The 24,923-nt window shown below is 65.8% G+C and carries 25 protein-coding genes; 2 read left to right on the forward strand and 23 right to left on the reverse strand.

What is annotated here, in order from left to right:
* The 22 genes from ACFQU0_RS09545 to ACFQU0_RS09650 all read right to left on the reverse strand — a co-directional run bounded on the left by ACFQU0_RS09545 (nucleotide 1) and on the right by ACFQU0_RS09650 (nucleotide 21,256).
* Nucleotides 1–186, reverse strand: a complete 186-nt coding sequence (locus ACFQU0_RS09545; RefSeq protein ID WP_382200145.1) for a hypothetical protein — start codon at nucleotides 184–186, stop codon at nucleotides 1–3.
* 38 nt (nucleotides 187–224) lie between these two features.
* The gene (locus ACFQU0_RS09550; RefSeq protein WP_382200147.1) at nucleotides 225–1,418 is read right to left on the reverse strand and encodes a PLP-dependent transferase; all 1,194 of its coding nucleotides are present in this window, start codon (nucleotides 1,416–1,418) and stop codon (nucleotides 225–227) included.
* 7 nt (nucleotides 1,419–1,425) lie between these two features.
* Nucleotides 1,426–1,950: a phosphoribosyltransferase gene (locus tag ACFQU0_RS09555; RefSeq protein WP_382200149.1), complete on the reverse strand. Its 525-nt coding sequence runs from the start codon at nucleotides 1,948–1,950 to the stop codon at nucleotides 1,426–1,428.
* 31 nt (nucleotides 1,951–1,981) lie between these two features.
* Nucleotides 1,982–3,310 (reverse strand): adenylosuccinate synthase, encoded by a 1,329-nt coding sequence (locus ACFQU0_RS09560; RefSeq protein WP_382200434.1) that lies wholly within the window; start codon nucleotides 3,308–3,310, stop codon nucleotides 1,982–1,984.
* A 37-nt stretch (nucleotides 3,311–3,347) separates the two neighbouring features.
* Nucleotides 3,348–4,517 (reverse strand): ATP phosphoribosyltransferase regulatory subunit, encoded by a 1,170-nt coding sequence (locus tag ACFQU0_RS09565; RefSeq protein WP_382200151.1) that lies wholly within the window; start codon nucleotides 4,515–4,517, stop codon nucleotides 3,348–3,350.
* Nucleotides 4,518–4,578: 61 nt separating this feature from the next.
* A complete protein-coding gene (locus ACFQU0_RS09570) occupies nucleotides 4,579–4,770 on the reverse strand; it encodes a DUF2065 domain-containing protein (RefSeq protein ID WP_382200153.1) in 192 nt (63 codons plus the stop codon).
* Between the two features lie 7 nt (nucleotides 4,771–4,777).
* The gene (gene hflC / locus ACFQU0_RS09575; protein ID WP_382200155.1) at nucleotides 4,778–5,674 is read right to left on the reverse strand and encodes a protease modulator HflC; all 897 of its coding nucleotides are present in this window, start codon (nucleotides 5,672–5,674) and stop codon (nucleotides 4,778–4,780) included.
* 36 nt (nucleotides 5,675–5,710) lie between these two features.
* Nucleotides 5,711–7,069, reverse strand: a complete 1,359-nt coding sequence (gene hflK / locus ACFQU0_RS09580; RefSeq protein ID WP_382200157.1) for an FtsH protease activity modulator HflK — start codon at nucleotides 7,067–7,069, stop codon at nucleotides 5,711–5,713.
* Nucleotides 7,070–7,168: 99 nt separating this feature from the next.
* On the reverse strand, nucleotides 7,169–8,320 hold the full coding sequence (gene hflX / locus ACFQU0_RS09585) for a GTPase HflX (RefSeq protein ID WP_382200436.1): 1,152 nt from the start codon (nucleotides 8,318–8,320) through the stop codon (nucleotides 7,169–7,171).
* Between the two features lie 94 nt (nucleotides 8,321–8,414).
* Nucleotides 8,415–8,666 carry an RNA chaperone Hfq gene (gene hfq, locus ACFQU0_RS09590; protein WP_417451843.1) on the reverse strand — a complete coding sequence of 84 codons (252 nt, stop codon included), beginning with the start codon at nucleotides 8,664–8,666 and terminating at the stop codon, nucleotides 8,415–8,417.
* Between the two features lie 79 nt (nucleotides 8,667–8,745).
* The gene (gene der / locus ACFQU0_RS09595; RefSeq protein WP_382200161.1) at nucleotides 8,746–10,083 is read right to left on the reverse strand and encodes a ribosome biogenesis GTPase Der; all 1,338 of its coding nucleotides are present in this window, start codon (nucleotides 10,081–10,083) and stop codon (nucleotides 8,746–8,748) included.
* 47 nt (nucleotides 10,084–10,130) lie between these two features.
* The gene (gene bamB / locus ACFQU0_RS09600) at nucleotides 10,131–11,279 is read right to left on the reverse strand and encodes an outer membrane protein assembly factor BamB (protein WP_382200437.1); all 1,149 of its coding nucleotides are present in this window, start codon (nucleotides 11,277–11,279) and stop codon (nucleotides 10,131–10,133) included.
* Complete coding sequence (locus ACFQU0_RS09605) at nucleotides 11,279–11,953, reverse strand: YfgM family protein (protein WP_382200163.1); 675 nt, start codon at nucleotides 11,951–11,953, stop codon at nucleotides 11,279–11,281. Before ACFQU0_RS09605 ends, bamB begins: the two co-directional genes overlap by 1 nt.
* Nucleotides 11,954–12,004: 51 nt before the next feature.
* Complete coding sequence (hisS, locus tag ACFQU0_RS09610) at nucleotides 12,005–13,294, reverse strand: histidine--tRNA ligase (protein WP_382200165.1); 1,290 nt, start codon at nucleotides 13,292–13,294, stop codon at nucleotides 12,005–12,007.
* A gap of 8 nt (nucleotides 13,295–13,302) precedes the next feature.
* Complete coding sequence (gene ispG, locus ACFQU0_RS09615; protein ID WP_382200167.1) at nucleotides 13,303–14,559, reverse strand: flavodoxin-dependent (E)-4-hydroxy-3-methylbut-2-enyl-diphosphate synthase; 1,257 nt, start codon at nucleotides 14,557–14,559, stop codon at nucleotides 13,303–13,305.
* A gap of 2 nt (nucleotides 14,560–14,561) precedes the next feature.
* Nucleotides 14,562–15,497 carry a helix-turn-helix domain-containing protein gene (locus ACFQU0_RS09620; protein WP_382200169.1) on the reverse strand — a complete coding sequence of 312 codons (936 nt, stop codon included), beginning with the start codon at nucleotides 15,495–15,497 and terminating at the stop codon, nucleotides 14,562–14,564.
* Complete coding sequence (gene pilW, locus ACFQU0_RS09625; protein ID WP_382200171.1) at nucleotides 15,490–16,296, reverse strand: type IV pilus biogenesis/stability protein PilW; 807 nt, start codon at nucleotides 16,294–16,296, stop codon at nucleotides 15,490–15,492. The genes ACFQU0_RS09620 and pilW overlap by 8 nt, the downstream gene beginning before the upstream one ends.
* A gap of 21 nt (nucleotides 16,297–16,317) precedes the next feature.
* The gene (rlmN, locus tag ACFQU0_RS09630; RefSeq protein ID WP_382200173.1) at nucleotides 16,318–17,472 is read right to left on the reverse strand and encodes a dual-specificity RNA methyltransferase RlmN; all 1,155 of its coding nucleotides are present in this window, start codon (nucleotides 17,470–17,472) and stop codon (nucleotides 16,318–16,320) included.
* A gap of 23 nt (nucleotides 17,473–17,495) precedes the next feature.
* Nucleotides 17,496–17,921, reverse strand: coding sequence for a nucleoside-diphosphate kinase (gene ndk / locus ACFQU0_RS09635; protein ID WP_382200175.1), 426 nt, complete (start codon nucleotides 17,919–17,921; stop codon nucleotides 17,496–17,498).
* A 98-nt stretch (nucleotides 17,922–18,019) separates the two neighbouring features.
* Nucleotides 18,020–19,471, reverse strand: coding sequence for a pseudouridine synthase (locus tag ACFQU0_RS09640; RefSeq protein WP_417451848.1), 1,452 nt, complete (start codon nucleotides 19,469–19,471; stop codon nucleotides 18,020–18,022).
* A complete protein-coding gene (scpB, locus tag ACFQU0_RS09645) occupies nucleotides 19,464–20,111 on the reverse strand; it encodes an SMC-Scp complex subunit ScpB (protein ID WP_382200179.1) in 648 nt (215 codons plus the stop codon). The genes ACFQU0_RS09640 and scpB overlap by 8 nt, the downstream gene beginning before the upstream one ends.
* A gap of 86 nt (nucleotides 20,112–20,197) precedes the next feature.
* Complete coding sequence (locus tag ACFQU0_RS09650) at nucleotides 20,198–21,256, reverse strand: RluA family pseudouridine synthase (RefSeq protein ID WP_382200181.1); 1,059 nt, start codon at nucleotides 21,254–21,256, stop codon at nucleotides 20,198–20,200.
* On the opposite strand from ACFQU0_RS09650, the gene ACFQU0_RS09655 reads away from it, so the two are divergent.
* The gene (locus ACFQU0_RS09655) at nucleotides 21,255–22,064 is read left to right on the forward strand and encodes an outer membrane protein assembly factor BamD (RefSeq protein WP_382200183.1); all 810 of its coding nucleotides are present in this window, start codon (nucleotides 21,255–21,257) and stop codon (nucleotides 22,062–22,064) included. The two genes, ACFQU0_RS09650 and ACFQU0_RS09655, sit on opposite strands and share 2 nt — an antisense overlap.
* On the opposite strand, the gene ACFQU0_RS09660 is transcribed toward ACFQU0_RS09655, so the two are convergent.
* On the reverse strand, nucleotides 22,027–24,057 hold the full coding sequence (locus ACFQU0_RS09660; protein ID WP_465262190.1) for an ATP-dependent DNA helicase: 2,031 nt from the start codon (nucleotides 24,055–24,057) through the stop codon (nucleotides 22,027–22,029). The two genes, ACFQU0_RS09655 and ACFQU0_RS09660, sit on opposite strands and share 38 nt — an antisense overlap.
* 93 nt (nucleotides 24,058–24,150) lie before the next feature.
* On the opposite strand from ACFQU0_RS09660, the gene ACFQU0_RS09665 reads away from it, so the two are divergent.
* Complete coding sequence (locus tag ACFQU0_RS09665; RefSeq protein WP_382200185.1) at nucleotides 24,151–24,915, forward strand: PP2C family protein-serine/threonine phosphatase; 765 nt, start codon at nucleotides 24,151–24,153, stop codon at nucleotides 24,913–24,915.
* Nucleotides 24,916–24,923: the final 8 nt, after the last annotated feature.

Here is a 24,923-nt window from a genome sequence, read left to right on the forward strand (position 1 = left end):
TCAGTCTGCCGCTGCGTCGCCAGCGCCACTCTCGGGGGCAGCCTCATCGGCCCCCGGCTGAGGCTGCTCGCCATCCTGCCCGGGCTCGTGTTGGCGTTGCGCTTTGGCGCGAGCCTTCTCTTCTTTCTTCTGCTTCTTGGCCAGCTCACGCTGGCGTTTTTCGTATCCGTAGTTGGGAGTGGCCAAGGCGTGGGTTCTTTCTGTGTGCCAGGGTTGGAGGAGATTCAGCCGCGCAGGGCCCGGAGCGCTTGCTCGATGTCCTGGCGCAAGTCATCGACCGCTTCCAGACCCACCGCAAAACGCACCAGCCCCCCGGCATGGGGCCAAGGCAGGCGGCGAATCGAGGGCACATCATACGGCGCGCACAGGCTGATCGGCCCGGCCCAGCTCCAGCCCAGATGAAAGAGCTGCAGGCTGTCGCAGAAACGGTCGATCTGCGCCTGGCTGAATTCGGGCTTGAAAACGGCACTGAACAGGCAGGCTGCGCCCGTGGCGTCGCGCTTCCAGGTCAGGTGCCCTGGCGAGCCAGGCAAGGCCGGGTGCAGCACGCAGGCCACCTCGGGGCGCTCGCTCATCCACTGCGCCAGCACACGCGTGCTGCGGTCCTGTGCCTCGTAGCGCAACGCCGTGGTGGGCAGGCCACGCAGCACCAGTTCGGCGTCGTTGGCGCCCACCCCGATGCCAAAACGCATGTGGGTGTCGACCAGCATGTGGTGCAAAGCCGGGTCGCGTGTGACCACCGAACCCATCAACACGTCGGCGCCGCCGCTGGGGTATTTGGTCAAGGCATGCATCAGCACGTCGGCCCCCAACTCGAAGCCATTGAACGCAATACCGGCGCACCAAGTGTTGTCGAGCGCACTGACGATGGGCCGCGCACCCACGCCCCGCGCGGCATTGGCGTCGCGGATCACCGCCGTCAGGGCCGGCAGATCGGGGAACTCCAGCGTGATGGAGCCAGCGGCCTCCAGCCACACCAGGCGGGTGGCCGGCGTGATCTTGGCGGCCAGGTCGGCCGGGTCCATCGGGTCGTAAAAACGGTGGGTGATGCCCCAGCCCACCAGTTCACCGTCCGCCAGGGTCTGGTTGGGGCCGTAAACGTTGTCGGGCAGAAGCATCTCGTCGCCCTGCTGCAGGAAGGCGGTGTCCACCAGGGCCACGGCCGCCAGGCCACTGGGCGCCAGCAGGCAATACCTGCCCCCTTCGAGTGTGGCCAGCCGCTCCTCCAGCGTGAAGGTGGTGGGCGTGCCATGCAGGCCGTAGGTGTAGCCGCTTTTGTCTTTCCAACGGCGGCTGCGCAAATCGGCCACGTTGTTGAAAAAAACGGTCGAGGCCTTGTGGACCGCGACCGGCACCGCGTCGAACTCCGGCGGTGCGCGGTAGGGGTGGTGGATGAGCTGGGTGCGGATGTCGGTCATGACCCGATCAGACTTTCCATTTTTCCAGCAGTTGAGCGGGACGCAGGGCGTCATAGCCCTCGAACGGCTGGTGGATCCACGGGTTGGTGGGCAGGTACTCCACCGAATAGTCGGGCGTGAACGTGGACAGCTGTTTGGTCCAGATCACCGCGCTGCGCAGCTCGGTGATGGGCGGGTAGTTGTTGCGCAGTTGCTCGATGACGGCCTTGAGCGTGTGGCCGGAATCGGCCAGGTCGTCGACCAACAACACCTTGCCGGCGATCTCGCCCTTGGGCGTGGTGATGTAGCGCGCGATGTCCAGCTTGCCCTGCACCGTGCCGGCACTGGCGCGGTAGGAGCTGGTGGACATGATGGCCAGGGGCACGTCGAAGATGCGCGAAAGGATGTCACCCGGGCGCATGCCACCCCGGGCCAGGCACAGGATGGTGTCGAACTCCCAGCCCGACTGGTACACCTTGATCGCCAGTTTTTCGATCAGGTTGTGGTACTCGTCGTAAGACACATACAGGTGTTTGCCGTCTTCGGTCAGCATGGATGCGCTCCTCATCGTGGTGGTGTGGAAATCAGGCGGCGTAGGGGTGGTGCAGCAGGATGGTGTGATCGCGGTCCGGGCTGGTCGAGATCACGTGCACAGGCACACCGGTGGTTTCTTCAATGCGCTTGAGGTACTTCTGCGCATTGGCGGGCAGCTTGTCGTACTGGGTCACACCCACCGACGACTCGCTCCAGCCGGGCAGCGTTTCGTACACGGGCACACAACGCGCAATTTCATCGGCGCCCATGGGCAGGATGTCGGTGAACTGGCCATCGAGCTGGTAGCCCACGCACAGCTTCAACTCTGTCAGGCCGTCCAGCACGTCGAGCTTGGTGATACACAGGCCGCTCAAACCGTTCACCTGCGCACTGCGCTTGAGCAGCGCGGCATCGAACCAGCCACAACGGCGGCTGCGCCCGGTGGTCACGCCCTTTTCGGCGCCCACGGTGCTCATGTGGTAACCCGGCGTGCCCTCTTTTTCCCATTCGAGTTCGGTCGGGAATGGGCCACCGCCCACACGGGTGCAGTAGGCCTTGGTGATGCCCAGGATGTAGTGCAGCAGGCCCGGGCCCACACCGGCACCGGCGGCGGCGTTGCCAGCCACACAGTTGCTGGACGTGACAAACGGGTAGGTGCCGTGGTCCACGTCGAGCAGCGTGCCCTGCGCACCTTCGAACAGCAGGTTGACACCGGCCTTGCTGGCTTCGTTCAGCTCACGCGACACATCCGCCATCATCGGCTTGATCAACTCGGCCTGGGCCATGGCCTGGGCAAAGGTGGTGTCGAAATCGATGGCCGGGGCGTGCAGGTAGGTGGTCAGCACGTGGTTGTGCAGGTCCAGCAGCTCGCGCAGCTTGGCGGCAAACCGCTCGGGGAACTTCAGATCCTGCACACGCAGGGCGCGGCGGGCGATCTTGTCCTCATAGGCCGGGCCAATGCCCCGGCCGGTGGTGCCGATCTTCTCGGTGCCGCCCTTTTCGCGGTAGGCCTCGCGCGCGATGTCCAGCGCGGCGTGGAAGGGCAGGATCAGCGGGCAGGCCTCGCTGATGCGCAGGCGCGAGCGCACCTCGACACCGGCCTTTTCCAGGCCTTCGATCTCTTCGAGCAGCTTGGTGACGGACAGCACCACACCGTTGCCGATGTAGCACTTGACGCCCGGGCGCATGATGCCGCTGGGGATGAGGTGCAGCGCGGTCTTGACGCCGTTGATGACCAGCGTGTGGCCGGCGTTGTGACCGCCCTGGAAACGCACCACGCCGCGCGCGGTTTCGGTCAACCAGTCGACCAGTTTGCCCTTGCCTTCGTCACCCCATTGGGTACCGACCACCACCACGTTGCGCCCGGGTTGGGCGCGCATATCGGAATTGCTCATGTCGTCGCTTTGAAAGAAAGAGTCACACCGGCTGGACCGACCAACCACCACCGTGCAGCGTCAGCACACGGTCGCAGTGGAATTCGTCCACCTCGTGGTCGTGCCCTGGCAAGGCACACACCACTGTTTCGCCCGCCGCGCGCAAAGCCGCAATGGCGTCACGCAGGCCGGGTTGATTGCCCCAGGGTGCCCGCACCGCCGCCTTGAGCGCGCGCCGTGGACTGACCTGCACCAACTCCTTGAGGTCGAGGCTGAAGCCCACCGCCGGTCGCTTGCGGCCAAAAATGGCGCCCACCTCGTCGTAGCGGCCACCCCGAACCAGTTCGGCGTGGGTGGCCGCGCCACCCTGGCGCTCGCTGCGGGCAAACAGGGAAAAGCGCATGCCCGTGTAATAGGCGTAACCGCGCAGGTCGGCCAGATCAAAACTCACGTCCAGGCCGCTCAGGTGGTCGGCCAACCATTGAAGGCCATCCAGCGCCTCGTTCAGCAGGGGCGAGGGGCGCAGCGTGCGGCGCGCCTCGGCCAGCACCGCCACGTCGCCGTACAGGCGCGGCAGGGCCAGCAGGCTGCCGCGCACGTCGGCCGGTAGGTCTTTGGAGAGGGTGTTCAGTTCCGCCGCGTCCTTGCGGGCCAGGGCCGCGTGGATGAGGTGGGTTTGTTCGGCGCTCAGCGGCACACCGGCCAGTACCGAATCGATCACGCGCACATCGGCCATGTCCAGTGTGAGGTGCCGCAGCCCCGCCGCCAGCACACAGGCCTGGGCCAGTTCCATGGCTTCAAGATCGGCTTCCAGGCCGGCGTGACCGTAAATTTCGGCGCCCAACTGCAGCGGCTCGCGCGTGGCCAGCGGGCGATCGGCGCGGGTGTGCAGCACCGGACCGCAGTAACACAGACGGGCCACACCTTGGCGGTTGAGCAGGTGGGCATCGATGCGTGCCACCTGTGGCGTGCTGTCGGCGCGAAGACCCAGACTGCGCCCAGACAGTTGATCGACAAGTTTGAAGGTCTGCAGATCCAGCGCCTCGCCGGTGCCAGTCAGCAGCGACTCCAGGTGCTCGAGCATGGGCGGCATGACCAGCTCGTAGCCATAACCGGATGCGGTGTCCAGCAGGCTGCGGCGCAGTTCCTCAATGTGCCGGGCCTCGGAAGGCAAAACATCGGCGATCTGATCCGGCAGGACCCAGGCGGACATGGTCATCGGTGGGGGCTGTTAAAAACGTGATTCTACCGGCCCTCGCGGGACCGCTCGCCGATCAGGCGGGTGACAGCCACCACCAGAGCAGCAGTCCGGCCACCACACAGCACAGGCCGAAGAAGCGGATCTGGCCATCGTGCAGCTTCAGGATTTCGCAGAACATCTGGCGCCAGCGGGTGGGCGCCAGCATGGGCAGCAGGCCTTCGAGCACCAGCATCAGGGCCAGTGCCAGCCAGAACACCTCGCTCACGCGGGCATCACTTGCCGCCGCCCTGAACGGTGCTGCTGCGCATGGCCTTGAAGAAGTCGGACGAGGGATCAACCACCATCACGTCGGACTTGCCGGCAAAACTGGCCTTGTAGGCTTCCAGGCTGCGGTAGAACTGGGCAAAGGCGGGGTCGCGGCCAAAGGCTTCGGCGTAGGCACGCGCGGCTTCGGCGTCGCCCTGGCCCTTGACCTCCTGCGCCTTGCGGTAGGCCTCGGCCACAATCACTTCGCGTTGGCGGTCGGCATCGGCTCGGATCTTTTCGCCTTCGGCCGCACCGGTGGAGCGCAGCTCGTTGGCCACCCGTTTGCGCTCCGCCTCCATGCGGTCGTACACCGACTTGGTGATGGTTTCGGCGTAGTCCACACGGGTGATGCGCACATCCACCACGTCCATGCCCCAAGGCTTTTCGGCACCGCGCACGGCCGCCAGCACCTCGCGCTTGACGTCGTTCATCAGGTCTTCGCGGCGGGTCGAAAGCAACTCGCTCACGGTGCGCTTGTTGACCTCTTGCTGGAAGGAGTTGCGCACCACGCGGTTGAGTTGCAGCGCGCCGGCACGCTCGTCCAGGCCGACGTTGCGGATGTAGGCCGACGGATCGGAAATGCGCCAGCGCACATACCAGTCGATCACCACCCGTTGCTTTTCAGCGGTGAGTGTCGGCTCGGTGTCGGTGCTCTCCAGCGTCAAGAGGCGCTTGTCGATGTAGGACACGTTCTGGAACGGCGGCGGCAACTTGAAGTTGAGGCCTGGCTCGGTAATCACGGTTTTGATCTGCCCCAGGGCAAACACCACACCAAACTGGCGTTGATCAACCACAAACAACATGGAACTGGCCAGCGCAAGCGCGACCAGCAAGGACGAAAGAATGAAACCGATTCTGTTCATGACAAGGCTTTCAGATCGTGCACGGCAGTCGGCGCATCAACGGGTTTCACGGCTGCGCGAGCGCTCGGCGTCGCGGCTGCGGCTGTCGCTCAGGTTGGCAGCCCCGGCAGGCGAGGGTGTGCTGGCGGTGCCGGTGGCGGCAGGTGCTGCGGCCGCAGCGCCCTGCGCCACCGCCTGTGTCAGCTTGTCCAACGGCAGGTACAGCAGGTTGGAGCCCTGTTTGCTGTCGATCAGCACCTTGGTCACGTTGCTGTAGACCTCTTGCATGGTGTCCACATACATGCGCTCACGCGTGACCTGCGGCGCCTTGGCGTATTCGGTCTGAATGGAGCGGAAGCGCTGCGCATCACCCTGTGCCTGTGCCACGATGCGGGCCTTGTAACCTTCCGCCTCCTCCATCAGACGCGAGGCCGTACCACGGGCACGGGGCACCACGTCGTTGGCGTAGGCCTGGGCTTCATTTTTGGCGCGCTCACGCTCCTGGCCGGCCTTGAGCACATCGTCGAACGAGGCCTGCACCTGCTCGGGCGGGCGCACACCGCCTTGCTGCATGTTGATGCCGACCACCTCGATGCCCACGTTGTAGCGGTCCAGGATGGTCTGCATCAGGGTGCGCACACGCGGCGCAATCTGATCGCGCTCTTCGGCCAGCGCGGCGTCCATCTTCATCTTGCCCACCACCTCGCGCACGGCGGTCTCGGCGGCCTTGACCACGGCGGCATCCGGGTCGCGGCTTTCAAACAGGTACATGCGCGCATCGCTCAGGCGGTACTGCACCGCAAACTTGATCTCGACGATGTTCTCGTCTTCGGTCAGCATCGCCGATTCGCGCAGGCCGGTGGCCCGCACGATGGCGTCGCGACCCACATCCACCGAGCGGATCTGGGTGGCAAACACGGTTTCGTGGCGCTGGATGGGATATGGCAAGCGCCAGTTGAAACCCGCGCCCACGGTGCTGTGGTACTTGCCAAACTGCGTGATGACCGCGCGCTGGCCTTCCTGAACGATGAAAAATCCGGTACCCATCCAGATCAGGGCGGCCACACCGAGAATCAGGCCGGCACCAATGCCGGTGCTTTTGGGATCGGGTTTGAACGGGGGCATGCCACCCTGGCGGCCGCCACCGTTGTTGTCACCTCGACCACCACCCAGCAAGCCACCCAGTTTGCGGTTGAAATCGCGCCACAGCTCGTCCAGATCGGGCGGGCCCTGGTTGGGGCCTTGCGGCCGCTGGCTGCGCGGCTCTTCGCGCCCCGGCGGTGGCGGTGGCGGGGGAGGTGCACCCTCGTCCTTGCCATCGTCGCCGCGCCCCCAGCGCGGATCGTTGAGGTTGAACATGCCCGCGGCACGCGTCCAGGCGGCCGGCAGTCGAAGTCGCGGGAAATGGAGACTCATGGATGGCAGAGGTTATGAATGGAAAAACACCAACACGCGCTATTGTGCCGAATCGGGCCATCAGGCCCGCGCGAAAAGGGCATCAGCGCCATGGGCAGCTCAGTTGAACTCACCCAAGGGGGGCTCTTGAGACGGATCGCCGGCATCCGAGAAAGTTTCCGCCGGTCGGTCTTGCGCCACCACGTCGGCCAGGGCCTGCCGCAACTCAGGCAAGCCCTGCCCGGTCAGTGCGCTCACAAACACCCGCGTCACGCTCAGCCCTTCGACATCCATGTGGTCACGCAAGCGCTGCGGCTGGCGCTCGGGATCGATGGCATCCAGCTTGTTGAACACCAGCAACTGAGGCACCTGCGCCGCGCCAATGTCGTGCAGCACCCGCATCACTTCGGCAATCTGCTCCGGGTGGCCGGGGTTGGATGCGTCCACCACATGCAGGAGCAAATCGGCGTCGGCCGCCTCTTGCAAGGTGGCGGCAAACGCATCGACCAGGCCGTGCGGCAGGTCGCGGATGAAGCCCACCGTGTCCGACAGCGACACACTGCGCCCCGCTTCACCCAGGTACAGCTGGCGGGTGGTGGTGTCGAGCGTGGCAAACAGCTGATCGGCCGCGTAGGCGCGCGCCTTGACCAGGGCATTGAAGAGAGATGACTTGCCCGCGTTGGTGTAGCCCACCAAGGAGATGTTGAAGGCGTCACGCCGCTCGCGCTGGCGGCGCTGCGTCGCACGTTGTTTCTTCACCTTCTCCAACCGCTCTTTGGTGCGCTTGATGGCGTCGCCGATCATGCGGCGGTCGAGCTCGATCTGCGTCTCCCCCGGGCCACCGCGCATGCCGATACCACCACTTTGGCGCTCCAAGTGGCTCCAGCGGCGCACCAGGCGCGTGGACAGGTATTGCAGCCGCGCCAGCTCCACCTGCAACTTGCCTTCGTGGCTGCGCGCACGTTGGGCAAAAATCTGCAGGATGAGCAGGGTGCGGTCGTTGACCGCCAAGCCCAGGTGACGCTCCAAGTTGCGTTGCTGGGCTGGGCTCAGGGCTTGGTCGAACAACACCTCGGTTGCGCCCGTGCCCAAGGCCAGGGCCTTGATTTCATCGGCCTTGCCCGAACCCACAAACAAGGCGGGATCGGGCGCTCGGCGTTTGCAGGTGACACGCTCGGTGACACGGAAACCAGCGGTCTCAGCCAGCAGGCCAAGCTCCTCCAGCCCATGGTCGAAGTGGGGGTGGCCGAAATCCACGCCCACCAGCACCACAGCGGGCCGGTCGGCGGATGGGGAGTCAGGAGAATTCAAATGTGGGGGCGGCGATGACACGCCGCGCGGCGCTCAGGCGCCAGGCGGCACGGGATCAGGAAGATGCGCCATCGGCGGCTTGCACGGCCGCAAATTGCACCGGACGGCCGGGCACAATGGTGGAAATGGCGTGTTTGTAGACCATCTGGGTCACCGTGTTGCGCAGCAGCACCACGTACTGGTCAAACGATTCGATCTGGCCTTGCAGCTTGATCCCGTTCACCAAGTAGATGGAAACCGGCACGTGCTCGCGACGCAGCTGGTTCAGGAACGGGTCTTGCAAAAGTTGGCCTTTGTTGTTGCTCACGATATGCTCCGTGTTCAAGAAAAGTTGATGAGGTGGCGACCATACCACAGCGGGAAGGGCAAACCCGGAGACGGGGTTGTCAATCTTGGTCCTTGTAGGGATTGTCGGACGTCTTGAACTCGATGCGCAAAGGCGTGCCCACCAGATCGAACGCCTTGCGGAACCGCCCTTCCAGGAAGCGCTTGTAGCTGTCGTTCACGTGTTCCAGCGAGTTGCCGTGGATCACGATCACCGGCGGGTTCATGCCACCTTGGTGGGCGTAGCGCATTTTGGGGCGGTACATGCCGCTGCGCTGCGGCTGCTGGAAAGCCACCGCCTCCTGCAGCAAACGGGTGAGCACAGGTGTGGGCATTTTGCGGTTGGCCGCCGCGTGGGCCTGTGCAATTGACTTCCACAGCGGCCCCAGACCCTGGCGTTTTTTGGCCGAAATCAGGTGCATCTGTGCAAACTTGAGGAAAGCCAGGCGCTGCTCAACCGAGCGCTCCACGGTCTGGCGCTGGTAGGCGTCCACCGCGTCCCATTTGTTGATGGCCAACACCACCGAACGGCCACTCTCCAGGATGAAGCCAGCGATGTGGGCATCCTGGTCGGTCACGCCCTGCTCCGCGTCCAGCAGCAACAGCACGACGTGGGCCTTCTCGATGGCCTGCAGGGTTTTGACGACCGAGAACTTTTCGATCGCCTCAAACACCTTGCCCTTGCGCCGCAGGCCTGCCGTGTCGATCAGTTCAAACTTCTGGCCGTTGCGCTCGAAGGGCACGGAAATGGCGTCGCGTGTGGTGCCTGGCATGTCAAAGGCCACCAGGCGCTCCTCACCCAGCCAGGCGTTGATCAGTGTGGACTTGCCCACATTGGGGCGCCCGGCCACGGCCAGGCGGATCACGCTTTTGTCTTCGTCGTCGGCGTCTTCGTCGGGCTCGGGAATGCCCAGCTTGTCCAAAGCCTCTTCCACCATGGAGCGCACGCCCTGACCGTGTGCCGCCGACACCGGCAGCACCTCGCCCAGACCGAGCTCAAAAAACTCGACCAGCTGCAAGCCCTGCTGCATGCCTTCGGCCTTGTTGGCGATCAGCAGCGTGGGCTTGCCCAGCTTGCGCAGGTAGTTGGCGATGTCGTGGTCCTGGGCGCTGATGCCGCCGCGCGCATCGACCACAAAAATGACCACATCCGACTCGGCCACCGCCTGCCGGGTCTGTTTGGCCATTTCCTTGTAGATGCCAGACTCGGCCGTCGGCTCAAAGCCGCCGGTGTCGATGACGATGAACTCGCGCCGGCCAAGGTGGCCGTTGCCGTAGTGGCGATCGCGGGTGAGCCCGGCAAAATCGGCCACGATGGCGTCGCGCGACTGGGTCAGCCGGTTGAACAGCGTGGACTTACCGACATTGGGGCGGCCCACCAGGGCCAATACGGGTTTCAAGACAGACTGCTTTCAAAAAGAAAAGGAAACGGGGGCGTCGGACGGCCTCATTCAGGTCGCCAGCCAAACACCCCGCCCTTGCGGGTCACGGCCACCAGGGTATCGCCAGCCAGCACGGGCGCAGCGGCCAGCCCGGAACCGTCGGTGCTCAGGCGGTTCAACACCGCGCCATCCTGGCGCGACAGCATGTGCACAAAACCCGCTGCGTCGCCAAACACAAGCGACCGGCCGACCACCACGGGCGCCGTCAGGCCACGGTGCAGGAAGCGGTCGCTGTGCCATGCCGGTTCGCCGGAGGCGCGTTGCCAGGCCTGCACACGGCCTGTGGACTCGGTCCCGAACAGCAGGCTCTCGTCGCCGGCCAGCCCTTCCGAGCCGGCCGCTGCACGCGTCCAGATGGTGGTGCCCCGCGTGGTGTCCACACAGCCCACGGCCACCTGGAAAGCGCGGGCACACATCTGATTGCCCTGGCGACTGACGCCCGCGACCAGTTCAACCAGGCGTTCGATTTCGTTGGTGCCACGGGGCGATGCGATCACGCTGTCCCAGCGCAGCGCGCCGGTGTTCGGGTCGAGGCCGGCCAGCCGGCCTTGTTGCCCAGCCACCAGCGTGTCGCCCAGGGCCATCAGCAGACCGGCCTGACGCAAGGACAGCGCGTCGCCCGGGCGATTTTGTTGCCACAGACGTGCGCCTGTGGCGGCATCAAACGCGCTCAGGCTGCGATCTGCGCCCAAGACAAACACGCGGCGCCCGGCCACCAAGGGCGGCGTGAACACACCCACGCCCAGGCGAGTGCGCCAGACCACGCGACCCGACTCAATGGCCACCAGCTCATTGGCGACCGTGACCGCTGCCACCGTGCTGCCATCGCTGCCCACGCCCGCCGCCAAGGGCGCACCCACCTGGGCGCGCCACAGTTCGCGTCCGGCGGCGGCGTCCAGCGCCACCACGCTGCCGTCGCTGCTGCCCAACCACACCTGGCTGCCGATCACAGCGGGTTTGAGCGGCGCCGCACTGGCGCTGATGGACAATGTCCAGGCTTGGCGCACGCCCAGCAGCGCATTCACCGGTGCCAAAGGTGTGGGCTCAGGCTTTTTGCTGCCAGAGCTGCCACAGGCAGCGAGCACGCTCAGCAGGCAGGCACCGGCCACCAGGCGCCAGGTGCGGCCAGCACCGCGAGGCAATACGACAGACATCACGGTGTTTTCTCCTTTGTTGCGGCATCTTCGCCCACCACAACGCCCAACGCGGCCAGTTTGGCCTCGACCAGCCGGCGGTAGCCCGCATCGGCATCCATGTCGCGGTAGGCGGCCAGGTAGGCGGCCTTCGCGCCGTCTCGCTGCCCCTGCGCCAGCAGGATGTCGCCCCGGCGATCGGCGGCCAGCGGTGCCATGGCGGCAGGCAACTTCGCGTCCAGCACCTTCAAGGCTTCGTCGTACGCCTTTTGATCCATCAGCAGGCCAGCCAGCCGCACACGGGCGATGGCCTGGTAGGCATCGTCGCTGCCTTTGTCCACCACCCACTGCAGCGCAGCACGGGCGTCGTCCACCTTCTGAGCGTCATGCAGGGTGCGTGCCGCCAGCAGGCTGGCCTGGGCCGCCTGCAGCGTGCGGCCATGCTGGGCCTGCAGGTCGGCGGTGACACGCACAACACGTTCACTGTCACCCGCCTGCGCGGCGCGCTCCAGCTCGTCCAAAAGCACGGTGGCTTGTTCGGCCCCGCGGTATTGCCAGTACTGCCAGCCGTTCCAGGCAGCCACACCGCCCAACGCCAGCACCAGGGTGAGGGTGATCAGGTTGCCGTACTTCGACCAGAAGTGCTTGAGCTGGTCGAGTTGTTCCTGTTCTTCGAGGTCGAGATGCGTGGCCATGGATGGGATCAGAAAAGTTCGGTCGATTGTAGGGGGCCGCCCGGCGGCAACTCAGCGCAGACTGGCGGCCCAGTGGGCCGCGTCGGCCAGGGCCTGGGCGCGTTGTGCCACCACCTGGCCGTCCACCGCGCGCAGCGGCTTGACCGACACCTGGCCCTGGGCCACTTCGTCGGGGCCAAAAATCAGCGCAAAGCGGGCGCCGCTGGCGTCGGCTTTTTTGAATTGGGACTTCATGCTGCCCATGCCTTCGGCACCGGCCGTGTGCATGAGCACCGCCACGCCGGCCCGGCGCAGGGCGCGCAGCACCGGCAGCACCTGGGGCAACACCGCCGCGTCGGGCACGATGGCGTAGGCGTCCGCCACAGGGGCGGTTGGCAAGCGGTTCTGCGACTTGAGCAGCTCCAGAATGCGCTCCACCCCCAGGGCCCAGCCAACGGCGGGCGATGGCTTGCCCCCGATCTGCTCAAACAGGCCATCGTAACGGCCACCCGCACACACCGTGCCCTGCGAACCCAACTCGGTGGTCACGAACTCGAACACGCTGAGGTTGTAGTAGTCCATGCCGCGAACCAGACGCGGGTTGATGCGGTAGGTCACGCCCTGGGCATCGAGCAGCGCGCGCCAAGTGTCGAAGTGTTTGAGGGATTCGGCGCCAAGAAAGTCCATCAGCTTGGGCGCGGCTTCCACCAGCGCCTGCATGGCGGGGTTTTTGGTGTCGAGGATGCGCAACGGGTTGGTGTAGAGCCGGCGCTGGGCGTCGGCATCCAGTTGGTCTTTGTGGGCTTCCAGGTGGCGAATGAGCGCCTCGCGGTGCGCCTTGCGCTCGGCTGGCTGGCCCAGGCTGTTGATTTCCAGCGTGATGCCGGTCAGGCCCAATTCGTCCCACAGGTCGCACGCCAACAGGATGAGTTCCACATCCACATCAGGACCAACAAAACCCAGGGCCTCGGCGCCCACCTGGTGGAACTGGCGGTAGCGGCCACGCTGCGGGCGCTCGTGCCGGAACATGGGGCCCATGTAGTACAGGCGCTTGCCGCCGTCGTACAACATGTTGTGTTCGATGGCCGCGCGCACCACACCGGCCGTGCCTTCGGGGCGCAGGGTCAGGTGTTCGCCGTTGAGCTTGTCCTCGAAGGCGTACATCTCTTTTTCGACGATGTCCGTCACCTCGCCCAAGCCACGCACGAACAGGGCCGTCGGCTCCACGATGGGCGCGCGGAAATTGCGGTAGCCATACCGCGCCATGAGCTGGCGGATTTTGTCTTCCAGCCACTCCCAGTGCGCCGATTCCGGCGCAGCGATGTCGTTCATGCCTTTGACGGCACTGAGTTTTTCTGCCATGTGCAAGCTCAGGCGCCGAAGCGCTTTTCAATGTAGTTTTCGACGATGGTCTGGAACTCGGCAGCGATGCCTTCGCCCCGCAGCGTCAGCGCCTTTTCGCCATCAATGAACACCGGCGCGGCCGGTGCCTCGCCCGTGCCGGGCAGGCTGATGCCGATATCCGCATGTTTGCTCTCGCCGGGGCCGTTGACGATGCAGCCCATGACCGCCACCTTGAGGTGCTCGACGCCCGGGTACTTGGCGCGCCACACCGGCATGGAGGAGCGCAGGTGGTCGTCGATCTGTTTGGCCAGGTCCTGGAACACGGTGCTGGTGGTGCGGCCACAGCCGGGGCACGCGGTAACGCTGGGCACAAACGCGCGCAAACCCAGCGACTGCAGGATTTCAGACGCCACCACCACTTCCTGGGTGCGGGCCTCGCCGGGCTGCGGCGTGAGCGACACCCGGATGGTGTCGCCGATACCCTGTTGCAGCAGCACCGACAAGGCGGCCGCAGATGCCACCGTGCCTTTGGTGCCCATGCCGGCCTCGGTCAGACCCAGGTGCAGCGGGTAATCGCAGCGTTGGGCCAAGGCCTGGTACACAGCGATCAAATCCTGCACGCCGCTGACCTTGCACGACAACATGATCTGCTCGGGTGCCATGCCCAACGACTGCGCCTGGGCGGCCGAATCGAGGGCCGAGGTGATCAAGGCCTCGTACATCACCTGGCGGGCGTCCCAGGGCTGCGCACGGCCCGCGTTCTCGTCCATCAGCTGGGCGAGCAAATCCTGGTCGAGGCTGCCCCAGTTGACGCCAATGCGCACCGGTTTGTTGTGCGCCAGCGCCACGTCGATCATCTGGCCAAACTGGCGGTCGCGTTTGTCGCCACGGCCCACGTTGCCGGGGTTGATGCGGTATTTGGAGAGCGCCTGGGCACAGTCCGGGTGGTCGGTGAGCAACTTGTGGCCGTTGTAGTGGAAGTCGCCAATCAAGGGCACGTGGATGCCCATGCGGTCAAGCTGTTCGCGGATGTAAGGCACCGCACGGGCCGCTTCGTCGTTGTTGACGGTGATGCGGACCAACTCGGAGCCCGCCAGCGCCAGCTCTTTGACCTGGATGGCTGTGCCCACGGCATCGGCGGTGTCGGTGTTTGTCATCGACTGGACGCGCACGGGCGCATCCCCACCGACCGTGACGACATGATCACCCCAGACCACGCGGCCCTGGCGCGAGCGCCGCGCGGCGGCCAGGCCCAGCGGAATGGGTTGGGTCACGGTGTCCATGCTCATTTCACCTCGAAACGGGCCACGTTGTTGCGCGCCACAGCCGCCAGATCGAACGGTTTGCCATGCACCAGCACCTCCGTCGCATCGGCGCGCCCAATCACCACCGACAACGGGGTGGGATCGGCCAGCGCGACCGAATCCCCTGCTTTGATGAGGCGCTGCACCAGAACCTTGCCGCCGCTGGACACCTCGATCCAACTGTCGGCCTGCGCCCGGATGACCAGCACCTCGCTCGCGGGCACGATCGGGGCCGCCGGGGCCGGGGCGGGCTGGGCTGTTGTGGGCGCAGCAGCAGGCACGCCCTCCGCTCCCGTCGGCGTTGGGGCGGCAGGGGTGTTGGCTGACACAGCGGCCGCCGGCGCATCAGAAGGCGGCGCAGCCGTTTCCTCCGCCACGTTGGCACCAGCGCCCATGGACGTGGCACCTTCGGTCGGCGCAACCGGCAACAACGGCTCGGCCGGCAGCGCCAGCGGGGTGTCGTCCGACACGGGCGGCACCCACCACCACACGGCCGCCGCCGACAGCAGAATGACCAGGGCGATCCAAACCGCCTTGGGCACACCCTGTGGCGCCCGTGTGGACCCGGCGGGATCGCGCGGGGTGCGGAAGGGGGTGTTGAGCACCGGGTCTTCGCCCAGCCGGCTGCCGCCCGCCTGGGGCAACTGCGCCAACACATCGGTCGGATCGATTTTCAACTGCCGGCACACGCTGGCCGCGAGGGCGCGGGCAAAGGTCGCGTCAGGCAGGTCACCGGTGCGCCCGGCCTCCAGCGCCTCCAGCTTTTTCACCGGCACCTTGAGCGCAGCAGCCAGCGCCACCACATGCAAACCCGCGGCTTCGCGCGCCTGCTTGAGGCGTTGGCCGGCAGCCACCGCATCACGCGGCAGCACGGTGTCGGTTGCGTCGCCACCCTGAGGCGCCTGCACGTCACTCATCAAAAGCCCCTCGCAAATACCTGGCCCATTCGGGCGAATTGGGAAAACGCTGGCGCAGTTGGTCGGCCAGTTGCCGCACGCCGTCCGGGTTGCCCAAGCGGCGCTCCACGCGCAGCCCCAGCCAGAGCGATTCGGCGTTGACCAGATCCGGCGACGCATTGAGGCGCCGTGCGTAGAACTGGGCCCGCAAAGCCTCGCCCCGCTGCAACAGCAGCCGGGCCAGGTTGTACATGGTGATGGGGTTGCTCGCGTCGAGTTCGAACGCGCGCGTCAGGCTTTTTTCGGCCTCGGTGTTCAAACCAGCGCGCACCTGGCAGACCCCCTGCGCCATCCAGGTGCGGGCCGTGTTTGCATAGCCGGTCACTGCCAGCGCACGACCAAACTGCTCCAGCGAGGGCGCCAGGCGCCCTTGCTGGCACCACATCCAGCCCAGGTTGTGCATGGCATCCGCGTCGCGCGGGTTGAGCTGGATGGCGCGGTTGAAACTGGCTTCGGCCAGGGCCGGCTCGCTCATCTGCATGTAGACAAGGCCGCGCAGGTTGTAGGCCGGCGCGTAGTTGGGGTCGGCTGCCAGCGCCTGCTTGATCTCATCCAGGGCCACCGTGGTCTGGCCCTGCTCAAAATAGCCAGAAGCCAGCTCGATGCGAATGCGGGCGCGCTTGCGGTTTTCCGGCTCGTCGAACTCCGTCACCGGTTCGGCTGGGGTGCCTGCCCCGCCCGGCTGCCCGGCGCCACCGGCGCATGCGCCCAGCAACGTGGCCAACAACACCAAACAAAGCGTGGATAAAAAACGTGTCATGCCTGTGGACCCGTGGTTGCGTCAGCCATTGCGGCGCACCACGTGCACCGGCCGGGTGTCGGTGGTTCGCCGCTGCGCCATGCGTTGCGCGGCGTTGGTGCGATCCAGCACATCCCCCGCCAGTTGACCACAAGCGGCGTCGATGTCATCACCCCGGGTCTTGCGCACCGTGGTCACGATGCCGGCGGCATTGAGCGTTTCGGCAAAAGCAAGCACCGTCGGACGGGCCGAGCAGCGCAGGCCCGAATCGGGGAAAGGATTGAACGGAATCAGGTTGATCTTGCAGGGCACGGCCGGGCCACTGTAGTAGGGACTTTGCCCGCGGATCAACGCCAGCAGTTGTTGCGCGTGCTCGGGCTGGTCGTTCACGCCATCGAGCATGCAGTACTCGAAGGTGATGAAGTCGCGCGGCGCGGCCGGCAGGTAACGTCCACACGCGGCCATCAGCTCGGCCAGCGGGTACTTGCGGTTCAGTGGCACCAGGTTGTCGCGCAAGGCATCGTTGGGGGCGTGCAGCGACACCGCCAGTGCCACCGGCACGTCTTGCGCCAGACGGTCCATCATGGGTACCACACCCGAGGTGGACACCGTCACGCGGCGGCGCGACAGGCCGTAGCCGTGATCGTCCAGCATGACCTTGAGGGCGGGCACCAGCGCGCTGTAGTTCTGCAGAGGCTCGCCCATGCCCATCATCACCACGTTGGAGATGACACGTTCGCTGGTCTTGAGGTGCTTGCGCAGAAAGTGTTCGGCAAACCAGAGCTGGGCCACAATTTCGCCCGTGCTCAGGTTGCGCGAAAAACCCTGGTGGCCGGTGGAGCAAAAGCGGCAACCCACGGCGCAGCCGGCCTGGGACGACACACACAGGGTGCCTCTGTCGTCTTCGGGAATGAACACCGCTTCGACCGCATTGCCATCGCCCACATCAAACAGCCATTTGATGGTGCCGTCGGTGGACTCCTGCTGGGCCATCACCTTGAGCGGGCGAATTTCGCAGACGGCGGGGAGTTTTTCCCGCAGGCTGCGCGCCAGATCCGTCATGTCGTCAAAGCGCGAAGCGCCTTTCTGGTGGATCCAGCGGAAAAGCTGAACGGCCCGGAAACGCTTTTCTCCGAGCCGCTCACAAAAGGCGGCCAAGCCCGCGAGATCGAAATCGAGAAGGTTGGCCGTTGTCATCAAATGGAATTACGCGCCGCGCTTCAGCGGCCGTAAACGTTCATGCCGGCGAAGAAGAAGCCCACTTCAACGGCGGCGGTTTCAGGTGCGTCGGAGCCGTGCACGGCGTTGGCGTCGATGCTGTCGGCGAAGTCGGCGCGGATGGTGCCGGGAGCGGCCTTCTTGGGGTCGGTGGCACCCATCAGGTCGCGGTTCTTGGCGATGGCGCCTTCGCCTTCCAGCACCTGGATCATCACGGGGCCGGAGATCATGAAGTCCACCAGGTCCTTGAAGAAAGGACGCTCTTTGTGCACGGCGTAAAACGCTTCGGCTTCGCCACGCGACAGGTGGGCCATGCGGGCAGCGATGACCTTCAGGCCAGCGGCTTCAAAGCGGGCGTAGATCTGGCCGATGACGTTCTTGGCGACGGCGTCGGGCTTGATGATGGACAGGGTGCGTTCGATGGCCATGGTGGTCCTTGAAAGAGTGTTTTTAAGACAAAAGGGCTCTGGAATCCAGAAAACCCAGCATTTTAGCCTGAGCGTGTGGCAAACATGGGGCGCTGTGGTCAGCGGCCACCGCCACGGCGCGGTCCGCCGTTGCCACCCCGGCCTCGGGGTGCGCCACTTGCTCGGCCGCCGCTTCCGCCGCCACCGCCCACGCCACCCTGGCCACCGCGGCGTGGTCCGCCAGCGCTGTTGTCGCGCTTGCGCTGCAGGGAGTCGGCACCGATGTAGCCAAAGCTCGTTTTCATCGGATCGGGCTGCCCACCCGCAGCGGGGCCACCACCGCCACCGGGACCCCGCTCAGGCCGGCCCTGACCCCGACCACGGCCGCCGTAGCTGGGCGCCTCGTGCGAGACGTTGGCCGGCACGGTGTCGTTGCGGTCGGCCCGTTCATCGCGGTCATCGCGGTTGCGGGGCCCGGCATCGGGACGCGAAGGCCGGGGGCCACCACCCTTTTTGTTGCGCCGCGATGCGGGGTGTCGGTTGGTGCGCGCCGGGCCATCGGCATTCGGGCCACGCCGCGCCGGCGCACCCTCCGAACGTTCGGTTCGCACCATGCCGGCGGCGGCACCCAGGCGGTCGATGTCGCGCTGGTCCAGTTCAAGCCAAAAGCCGCGCTTCAAGCCACGCGGCAGCAACATGGCGCCGTAGCGGATGCGGATCAGGCGGCTGACAGCGTGCCCCACCGACTCCATCATGCGGCGCACCTCGCGGTTGCGGCCTTCACCGATGGTGACGCGGTACCAGCAGTTGGCGCCCTCGCCGCCGCCGTCTTCGATGCTGCTGAACTGGGCCACGCCATCGTCCAGCTGCACGCCATCCAGCAGTTTTTTCTTCTCTTCGTTGGACAAGGCGCCCAGCACCCGCACCGCGTATTCGCGCTCCAGGCCAAAACGCGGGTGCATCAGCTTGTTGGCCAGCTCACCCGAGTTGGTGAACAGCAGCAGGCCTTCGGTGTTGAGGTCCAAGCGGCCCACCGACTGCCATTTGCCCTGAAGCAGTTTGGGCAGGCGACGGAACACGGTCGGGCGGTTTTGCGGATCGTCATGGGTGACCACCTCACCGGCGGGCTTGTGATAAGCCAGCACACGCGGGGGCTGCGGCGTCATGCGCACACGGATGGGTTTGCCGTTGACCTTGATGACGTCGCCAAACTGGATACGCTGGCCGATGTGGGCCGGCTCGCCGTTGACAGAAATGCGCCCTTCCAGGATCAGTTGCTCCATCTCCAGACGCGAACCCAGGCCGGCCTGGGCCAGCACCTTGTGCAGTTTGGGCGACTCGACCTGCGGTGCGAGCACGCGCTTGCCAGGCACTTCGGGCACCTCCTGCTCGGCATCGAACTCACCGCTCACCACATCTTCGAAACGCAATGCGTCCGGTGCGGGCGCGCGGGCCTCCCGCCCGCCTTGTCCGGCGGGACGGGTTGCACCACCGGGCGCCCCCGTGTCCGTGACCAGCGCGGGATCAGCAGACGGGATCGGCTGGGTCGGCTCGGTGTTGGCTTCAGACATGGTCGGGTTCCTCGGGGTGGGGCTGCGTGGGATGTTGGGCAGCGGGCGCTTGGGGTTCATCCAGCGGCAATTCGGGCTCGGCGGGGTCACTGTCAAATGGCAGTGCATCCAGGCCCTGAGCGATGGCCGACGGGTGTTCGATGGGGGGCAACTGGTCCAGCGAGGCCAGGCCCAGATCGTCCAGAAACTGGCGGGTGGTGGCGAACAAGGCGGGGCGTCCCACCGTCTCGCGGTGACCGATCACTTCGATCCAGCCCCGGTCCTCCAACTGTTTGATGGTCAGGGAATTGACGGTGACACCCCGGATGTCTTCGATGTCGCCCCGCGTGACGGGCTGACGGTAGGCGATGATGGCCAGCGTCTCCATGGTGGCGCGGGTGTACTTGGGCGGTTTTTCGGGGTGCAATTTGTCCAGGAACGGGCGCAGCTCGGGCCGGCTCTGGAAACGCCAGCCTGAGGCCACCTGCACCAGCTCGACGCCACGCTGCGACCACTCCTGCTGGAGGTCGCCCAGCATGAGCTTGAGGCTGTCGGGAGAAACCGCGCCGTCGAACAGCACAGCCAGCTCGCGCAAGGGCAAGGGCTGCTGCGCACAGATCAATGCGGTTTCAAGGACGCGTCGGGCATCCGCCGTATTCATGGGTGTCTACCTGAAAAGCGAGGGGGTGGCGGCTGGGTGCCACCCGGGGCAACGCGCTGCGGCGCTGCCAAGAAGACTGGGAAGGGTCAGGACGCCAGGGCCTGCCACCAAGTGGCGCCATTGTATTGCAGGTCGGCCGCAGCGATGGCCGCGAGCAGATCGGCCGGTGGTGGGCAGTCGAAACACAGTGTGTCACCCGTGACGGGATGGGCCAGCGACAGGCGGTGCGCATGCAGCGCCTGCCGCGACAAACCCAGGTCCGGGCGGCCGCCATACAGCACATCGGCCACCAGCGGCTGCCCCAGCCAGGCGGCATGCACGCGGATCTGGTGGGTGCGCCCGGTGTGCAGCTTGCACGCCAGCAACACGTGGCGGGCTGTCTCGTCGAGCACCAGAAAGCGGGTTTGCGCAGGCTTGCCCGCACCCTCTCCACGCACCACCGCCATGCGCAGTCGGTTGCGGCTGTCACGCGCCATGGGCTGGTCCACCAACAGGCCGCCGCCGTGGCGCCAGGGGCCGTGGGCCAGCGCGAGGTACAGGCGCTGCACTTCACGCGCCGCGATCATGCGGCCCAGCGCATCCACCGCGCGCTGGCTTTTGCCCACCAGCATCAGGCCCGAGGTGTCTTTGTCCAGCCGGTGCACGATGCCTGCGCGCGGCAGGCGCGCGGCCCCCGCATGGTGGGCGAGCAGGCCGTTGAGCAAGGTGCCGCTCCAATTCCCTGCCGCCGGGTGCACCACCAGCCCAGCGGGTTTGTTGACAACCATCAGATCGGCGTCCTCGAAGACCACGTCCAGCGCCATGGCCTCGGGCACAAAGGCCTGCGCTTGTGCGGTGGGGCGCAACTCGATGTCAATGACATCACCCGCGCGCAGCTTGGTGGCGGGCTTGAGGACCACACGCTGGTTGAGCTGAACGTTGCCATCGGAGACATGCTGCTGCAGGTAGGCGCGAGAAAACTCGGGCAACAACAGCGCCAGCACCCGGTCCAAACGCTCGCCGTGGTGGACGGCGTCGGCCCGCAGCGTGCGGCGTTCCGATGCCTGCTCGATGTCGTCCACGGCGCACAAGGACCCGGTCGATATAATTTCTTCGGCCACGTCCTGTACGTCCTCTTGTTCCTGTCTGAAGGGTCTGCTCACCATGTCCAAGTCTCCATTATCCCTGCTGTCCCTGTTCGGGGCCGTGGTGTTGGCGACGCTGCTGGGCGCTTGTTCGTCCACCCCGCCCAAGGACGAGACCGTGGGCTGGAGTCCTAACAAGCTGTTCTCCGAAGCCATCGACGAGCGCAATGCGCGCAACTACGACAAGGCGGTGAGCCACTTCGAAAAGCTTGAAGGCCGTGCTGCGGGCACGCTGCTGTCGCAGCAGGCACAGCTTGAAAAGGCCTACACCCACCACCTGGCCGAAGAAAAAGCCCAGGCCATCGTGACCCTGGACCGCTTCGTCAAGCTGCACCCCACCAGCCCAGCGCTGGACTACGCGCTCTACCTCAAAGGTGTGGTCAATTTCAACGACAACCTGGGTCTGTTCGGCTCGGTCGCCAAACAGGACTTGTCAGAACGGGACCAAAAAGCCGCCCGCACCGCCTTTGAAGCGTTTGGTGAACTGGTCAGCCGCTTTCCCGACTCGCGCTACACCACCGACGCGCGCCAGCGCATGGTCTACATCGTCAATGCGTTGGCCCAGCACGAGGTCCACGTGGCCCGCTATTACTACTCCCGTGGCGCCTACGTGGCGGCGGTGAACCGCGCCCAGGCCGCACTGACGGATTTCCGCGATGCGCCCGCGCTGGAAGAGGCGCTCTACATCATGGTCAAGTCCTACGATGCCCTGGGCATGACCCAGCTGCGCGACGATGCGGCGCGGGTCATGGAAAAGAACTACCCACAAAGCGACTACCTCAGCCGCGGCTTCAAACAGGTGGATGAGCCGTGGTGGAAGTTGTGGTGACCAAGGCGTCCAACTCGCCCCACATCGCTTCGTCGCTCTCCACCGAGCGCATGGCCGGCAGGCCGGCCAGCAGCTTGCGGCCATAACCCATGCGGCGCAGCCGCACATCACACACCACCAGCACGCCCCGGTCGTGTTCGCTGCGGATCAGGCGCCCCGCGCCTTGCTTGAGCGCCACCGCCGCTTCGGGCAAAAAGTAGCGGGTGAAGGCGCTCCCGCCCTCGTGTTCGATCTGGCGCGTGCGCGCCTCCACCAACGGGTCATCGGGCGGCGGAAACGGCAGCTTGTCGATCACCACGAGCTGCAGCACATCGCCGGGCAAGTCAACCCCCTCCCAGAACGAGGCCGAGGCCACCAACACCGCACCGCGCGCCCCCGGCAGGCCCGCGCGTTCGAACTGACGCAGCAGCTCACGTTTGGGCGCCTGCCCCTGCACCAGCACCTCCAGCACCGACGTGCCTGGCACCTGTGCCTCGGCCCAACCCGTCATGGCATCGGCAATGCGCTTGACCGCACGCAAGGTGGTCGTCAACACCAGCGTGCGCCCCCCGATGCGCCCGGCCCAGCCCCAGGCCGCGTGTGCCACCGCATCGGTGTGGCCGGGGTCAGAAGGCGCGGGCATGTGGGGTGGCACATACAAAGCCGCTTGGGCCGCGTAGTCAAAAGGGCTGGCCACCCGCAGGGTGCGCGCGTCCTTCAGGCCCACGAGCTCGGTGAACCAGGACAACGCGTCGTCGTGGCCCAGCGTGGCCGAGGTGAACACCCAGGTGGTGGATGGCGCACCGTCGCGCGCCAGCACCTTGGTTTGAAACGCCTCGGCGATGTCCAGCGGGGTGAGGACCAGCCGCAACCCCGCACCCAGCTCGACCCAACGGGCCACCCGGGCATCCACCTCCGGCTCGCGTATGGCCTGCAGGCGCTGGGCGAGTTCGTGGGCTCGTTGCGCCACGCGGGCCAGATCGGGAGAGTGCTCCTCAACACCATGCAGGCCATCACACAGGTGATCCAATGCATCCGCCAGAGCGTCGAGGGCGGCGGCCCATTCGGCCGCATCAACGCCCTCAGGCGCCGCGTTGTGCCACCGCCGTTTGCCCGTGCTGCGCCGGTCGGCGCCGATGGCCAGGCGCAAATCCTGCGCCGCACGCTCCAGCCCTGCGGCCAGCGCGCTCCAATCACGCAAACCGCGCGCTGCCTGCAGGCCGTGCGCGAGTGTGTCGCGCGCCAGATCGAGCAGGTGGCCACTGGACACCTGCACCCCCAGGAACTGCACGCCAATTTCGTTGAGCTGGTGGGCCTCGTCAAAGACCACCAGTTCCACCGCCGGCAACAATTCGGCCACTCCCGACTCACGCACGGCCACATCGGCAAAAAACAAGTGGTGGTTGACCACCACGATGTCTGCGGCCATGGCCTCGCGTCGCGCCTGGTTGACGTGGCACGCGCGAAACTGGGGGCACTGGCTGCCCAGGCAATTTTCGCGCGTGGACGTGACCAGCGGCAGGATGGCCGCGCGCTCGTCCAAGCCGGGCACTTCGGCCATGTCACCGCTTTGCGTTTGCCGCGACCAGGCCTCAATGCGGTCCAGCCACTGGTGCAGGTAGCGCTCGTGGGGTTCCAGCAGGTAGCGCGCCTGCTCCATGCGATGCAAGCAGAGGTAGCTGGAACGGCCCTTGAGCAACGCGGTGCGCGCAGGCAGCCCCAGGGCACGGCACACGGCGGGCAGATCGCGCCCGAACAGCTGGTCTTGCAAGGCTTTGGTGGCGGTGGAAATCAAGGTGCGTCCACCGCTGAGCAATGCGGGCGCCAGGTAAGCGTAGGTCTTGCCCACACCGGTGCCGGCCTCCACCACCAGGGCCTCGCGGCGGTCTATGGCCTGGGCCACCGCCAAGGCCATGTCCAGCTGACCTTGCCGCTGGGCAAAGCGCTGGGTGCCGCGCGCCAGTGGGCCGGCGGCATCAAAAAACGCCGCGACATCGTTTTCAAGTGGGCTCAAAGAAGGGTTCCTTTGCTCCGATAATACGGGCGAACAAAATTGGTCAGACGCGCAGCGTCGGCCCGGGGAGTCCGTCCGCGAAACTGGAAACCCATGTCCAACGGCTATCGAATCTCTGCATCCACCGGTCTTGATCGCGGCGACCGGGAGCACCAACAAGACCAACTTTGCCTGTTGACACACCCTCGGGTGCCAGGCTGCCTGCTGGGCGTGGTGGCCGACGGCATGGGCGGGCGCAGTGGCGGGCGCAAAGCCTCGGACCAGGTGATGCTGTCGGCACACCAGCTGTTTGAACGCTACAGCCCCGACAGCGACCCACCCGCCGAACTGCTGCAACAGCTGCTGAACGAAGCGCACCTGGTCATCAAACTCACCGCCGCCGCATCAGAAGAAGAACCCCACAGCACCCTGGCCGCTTTTTTGCTGAGTCCCGACGGTGCCTGCGATTGGCTTCACTCTGGCGACTCCCGCATCTACCATTTCAGGCGCGGCAAGCCGGTCTTTCGCACACTCGACCATTCGCTGGTGCAACAAATGGTGGACCGGCATGAGATCACGGCAGAACAAGCCCAGAGCCACCCGAATGCGAACGTGTTGCTGGGTTGCCTCGGCACAGAGCGCGACCCGCCCTCCAGCACCCACCACATCGACAGGCTGGATGTGGGTGATGCCCTACTCGCCTGCTCGGATGGCCTGTGGCACTACTTCAGCAGCGAGGAAATGGCCCGTGCGGTGGACATGCTGTCGGCCCGCGAGGCCTGCGAGTTCCTGGTGCAAAAAGCCCGCACCCGGGCCAAAGGCACGGGCGACAACCTGTCGCTGATCATCGTCAAGCTGGAGCCGCTCAGCACCACCTGAAACGGCAG

Origin of the sequence: Hydrogenophaga defluvii, assembly GCF_042665235.1 — a bacterium.
Taxonomy (GTDB): Bacteria; Pseudomonadota; Gammaproteobacteria; order Burkholderiales; family Burkholderiaceae_C; genus Hydrogenophaga; species Hydrogenophaga defluvii_A.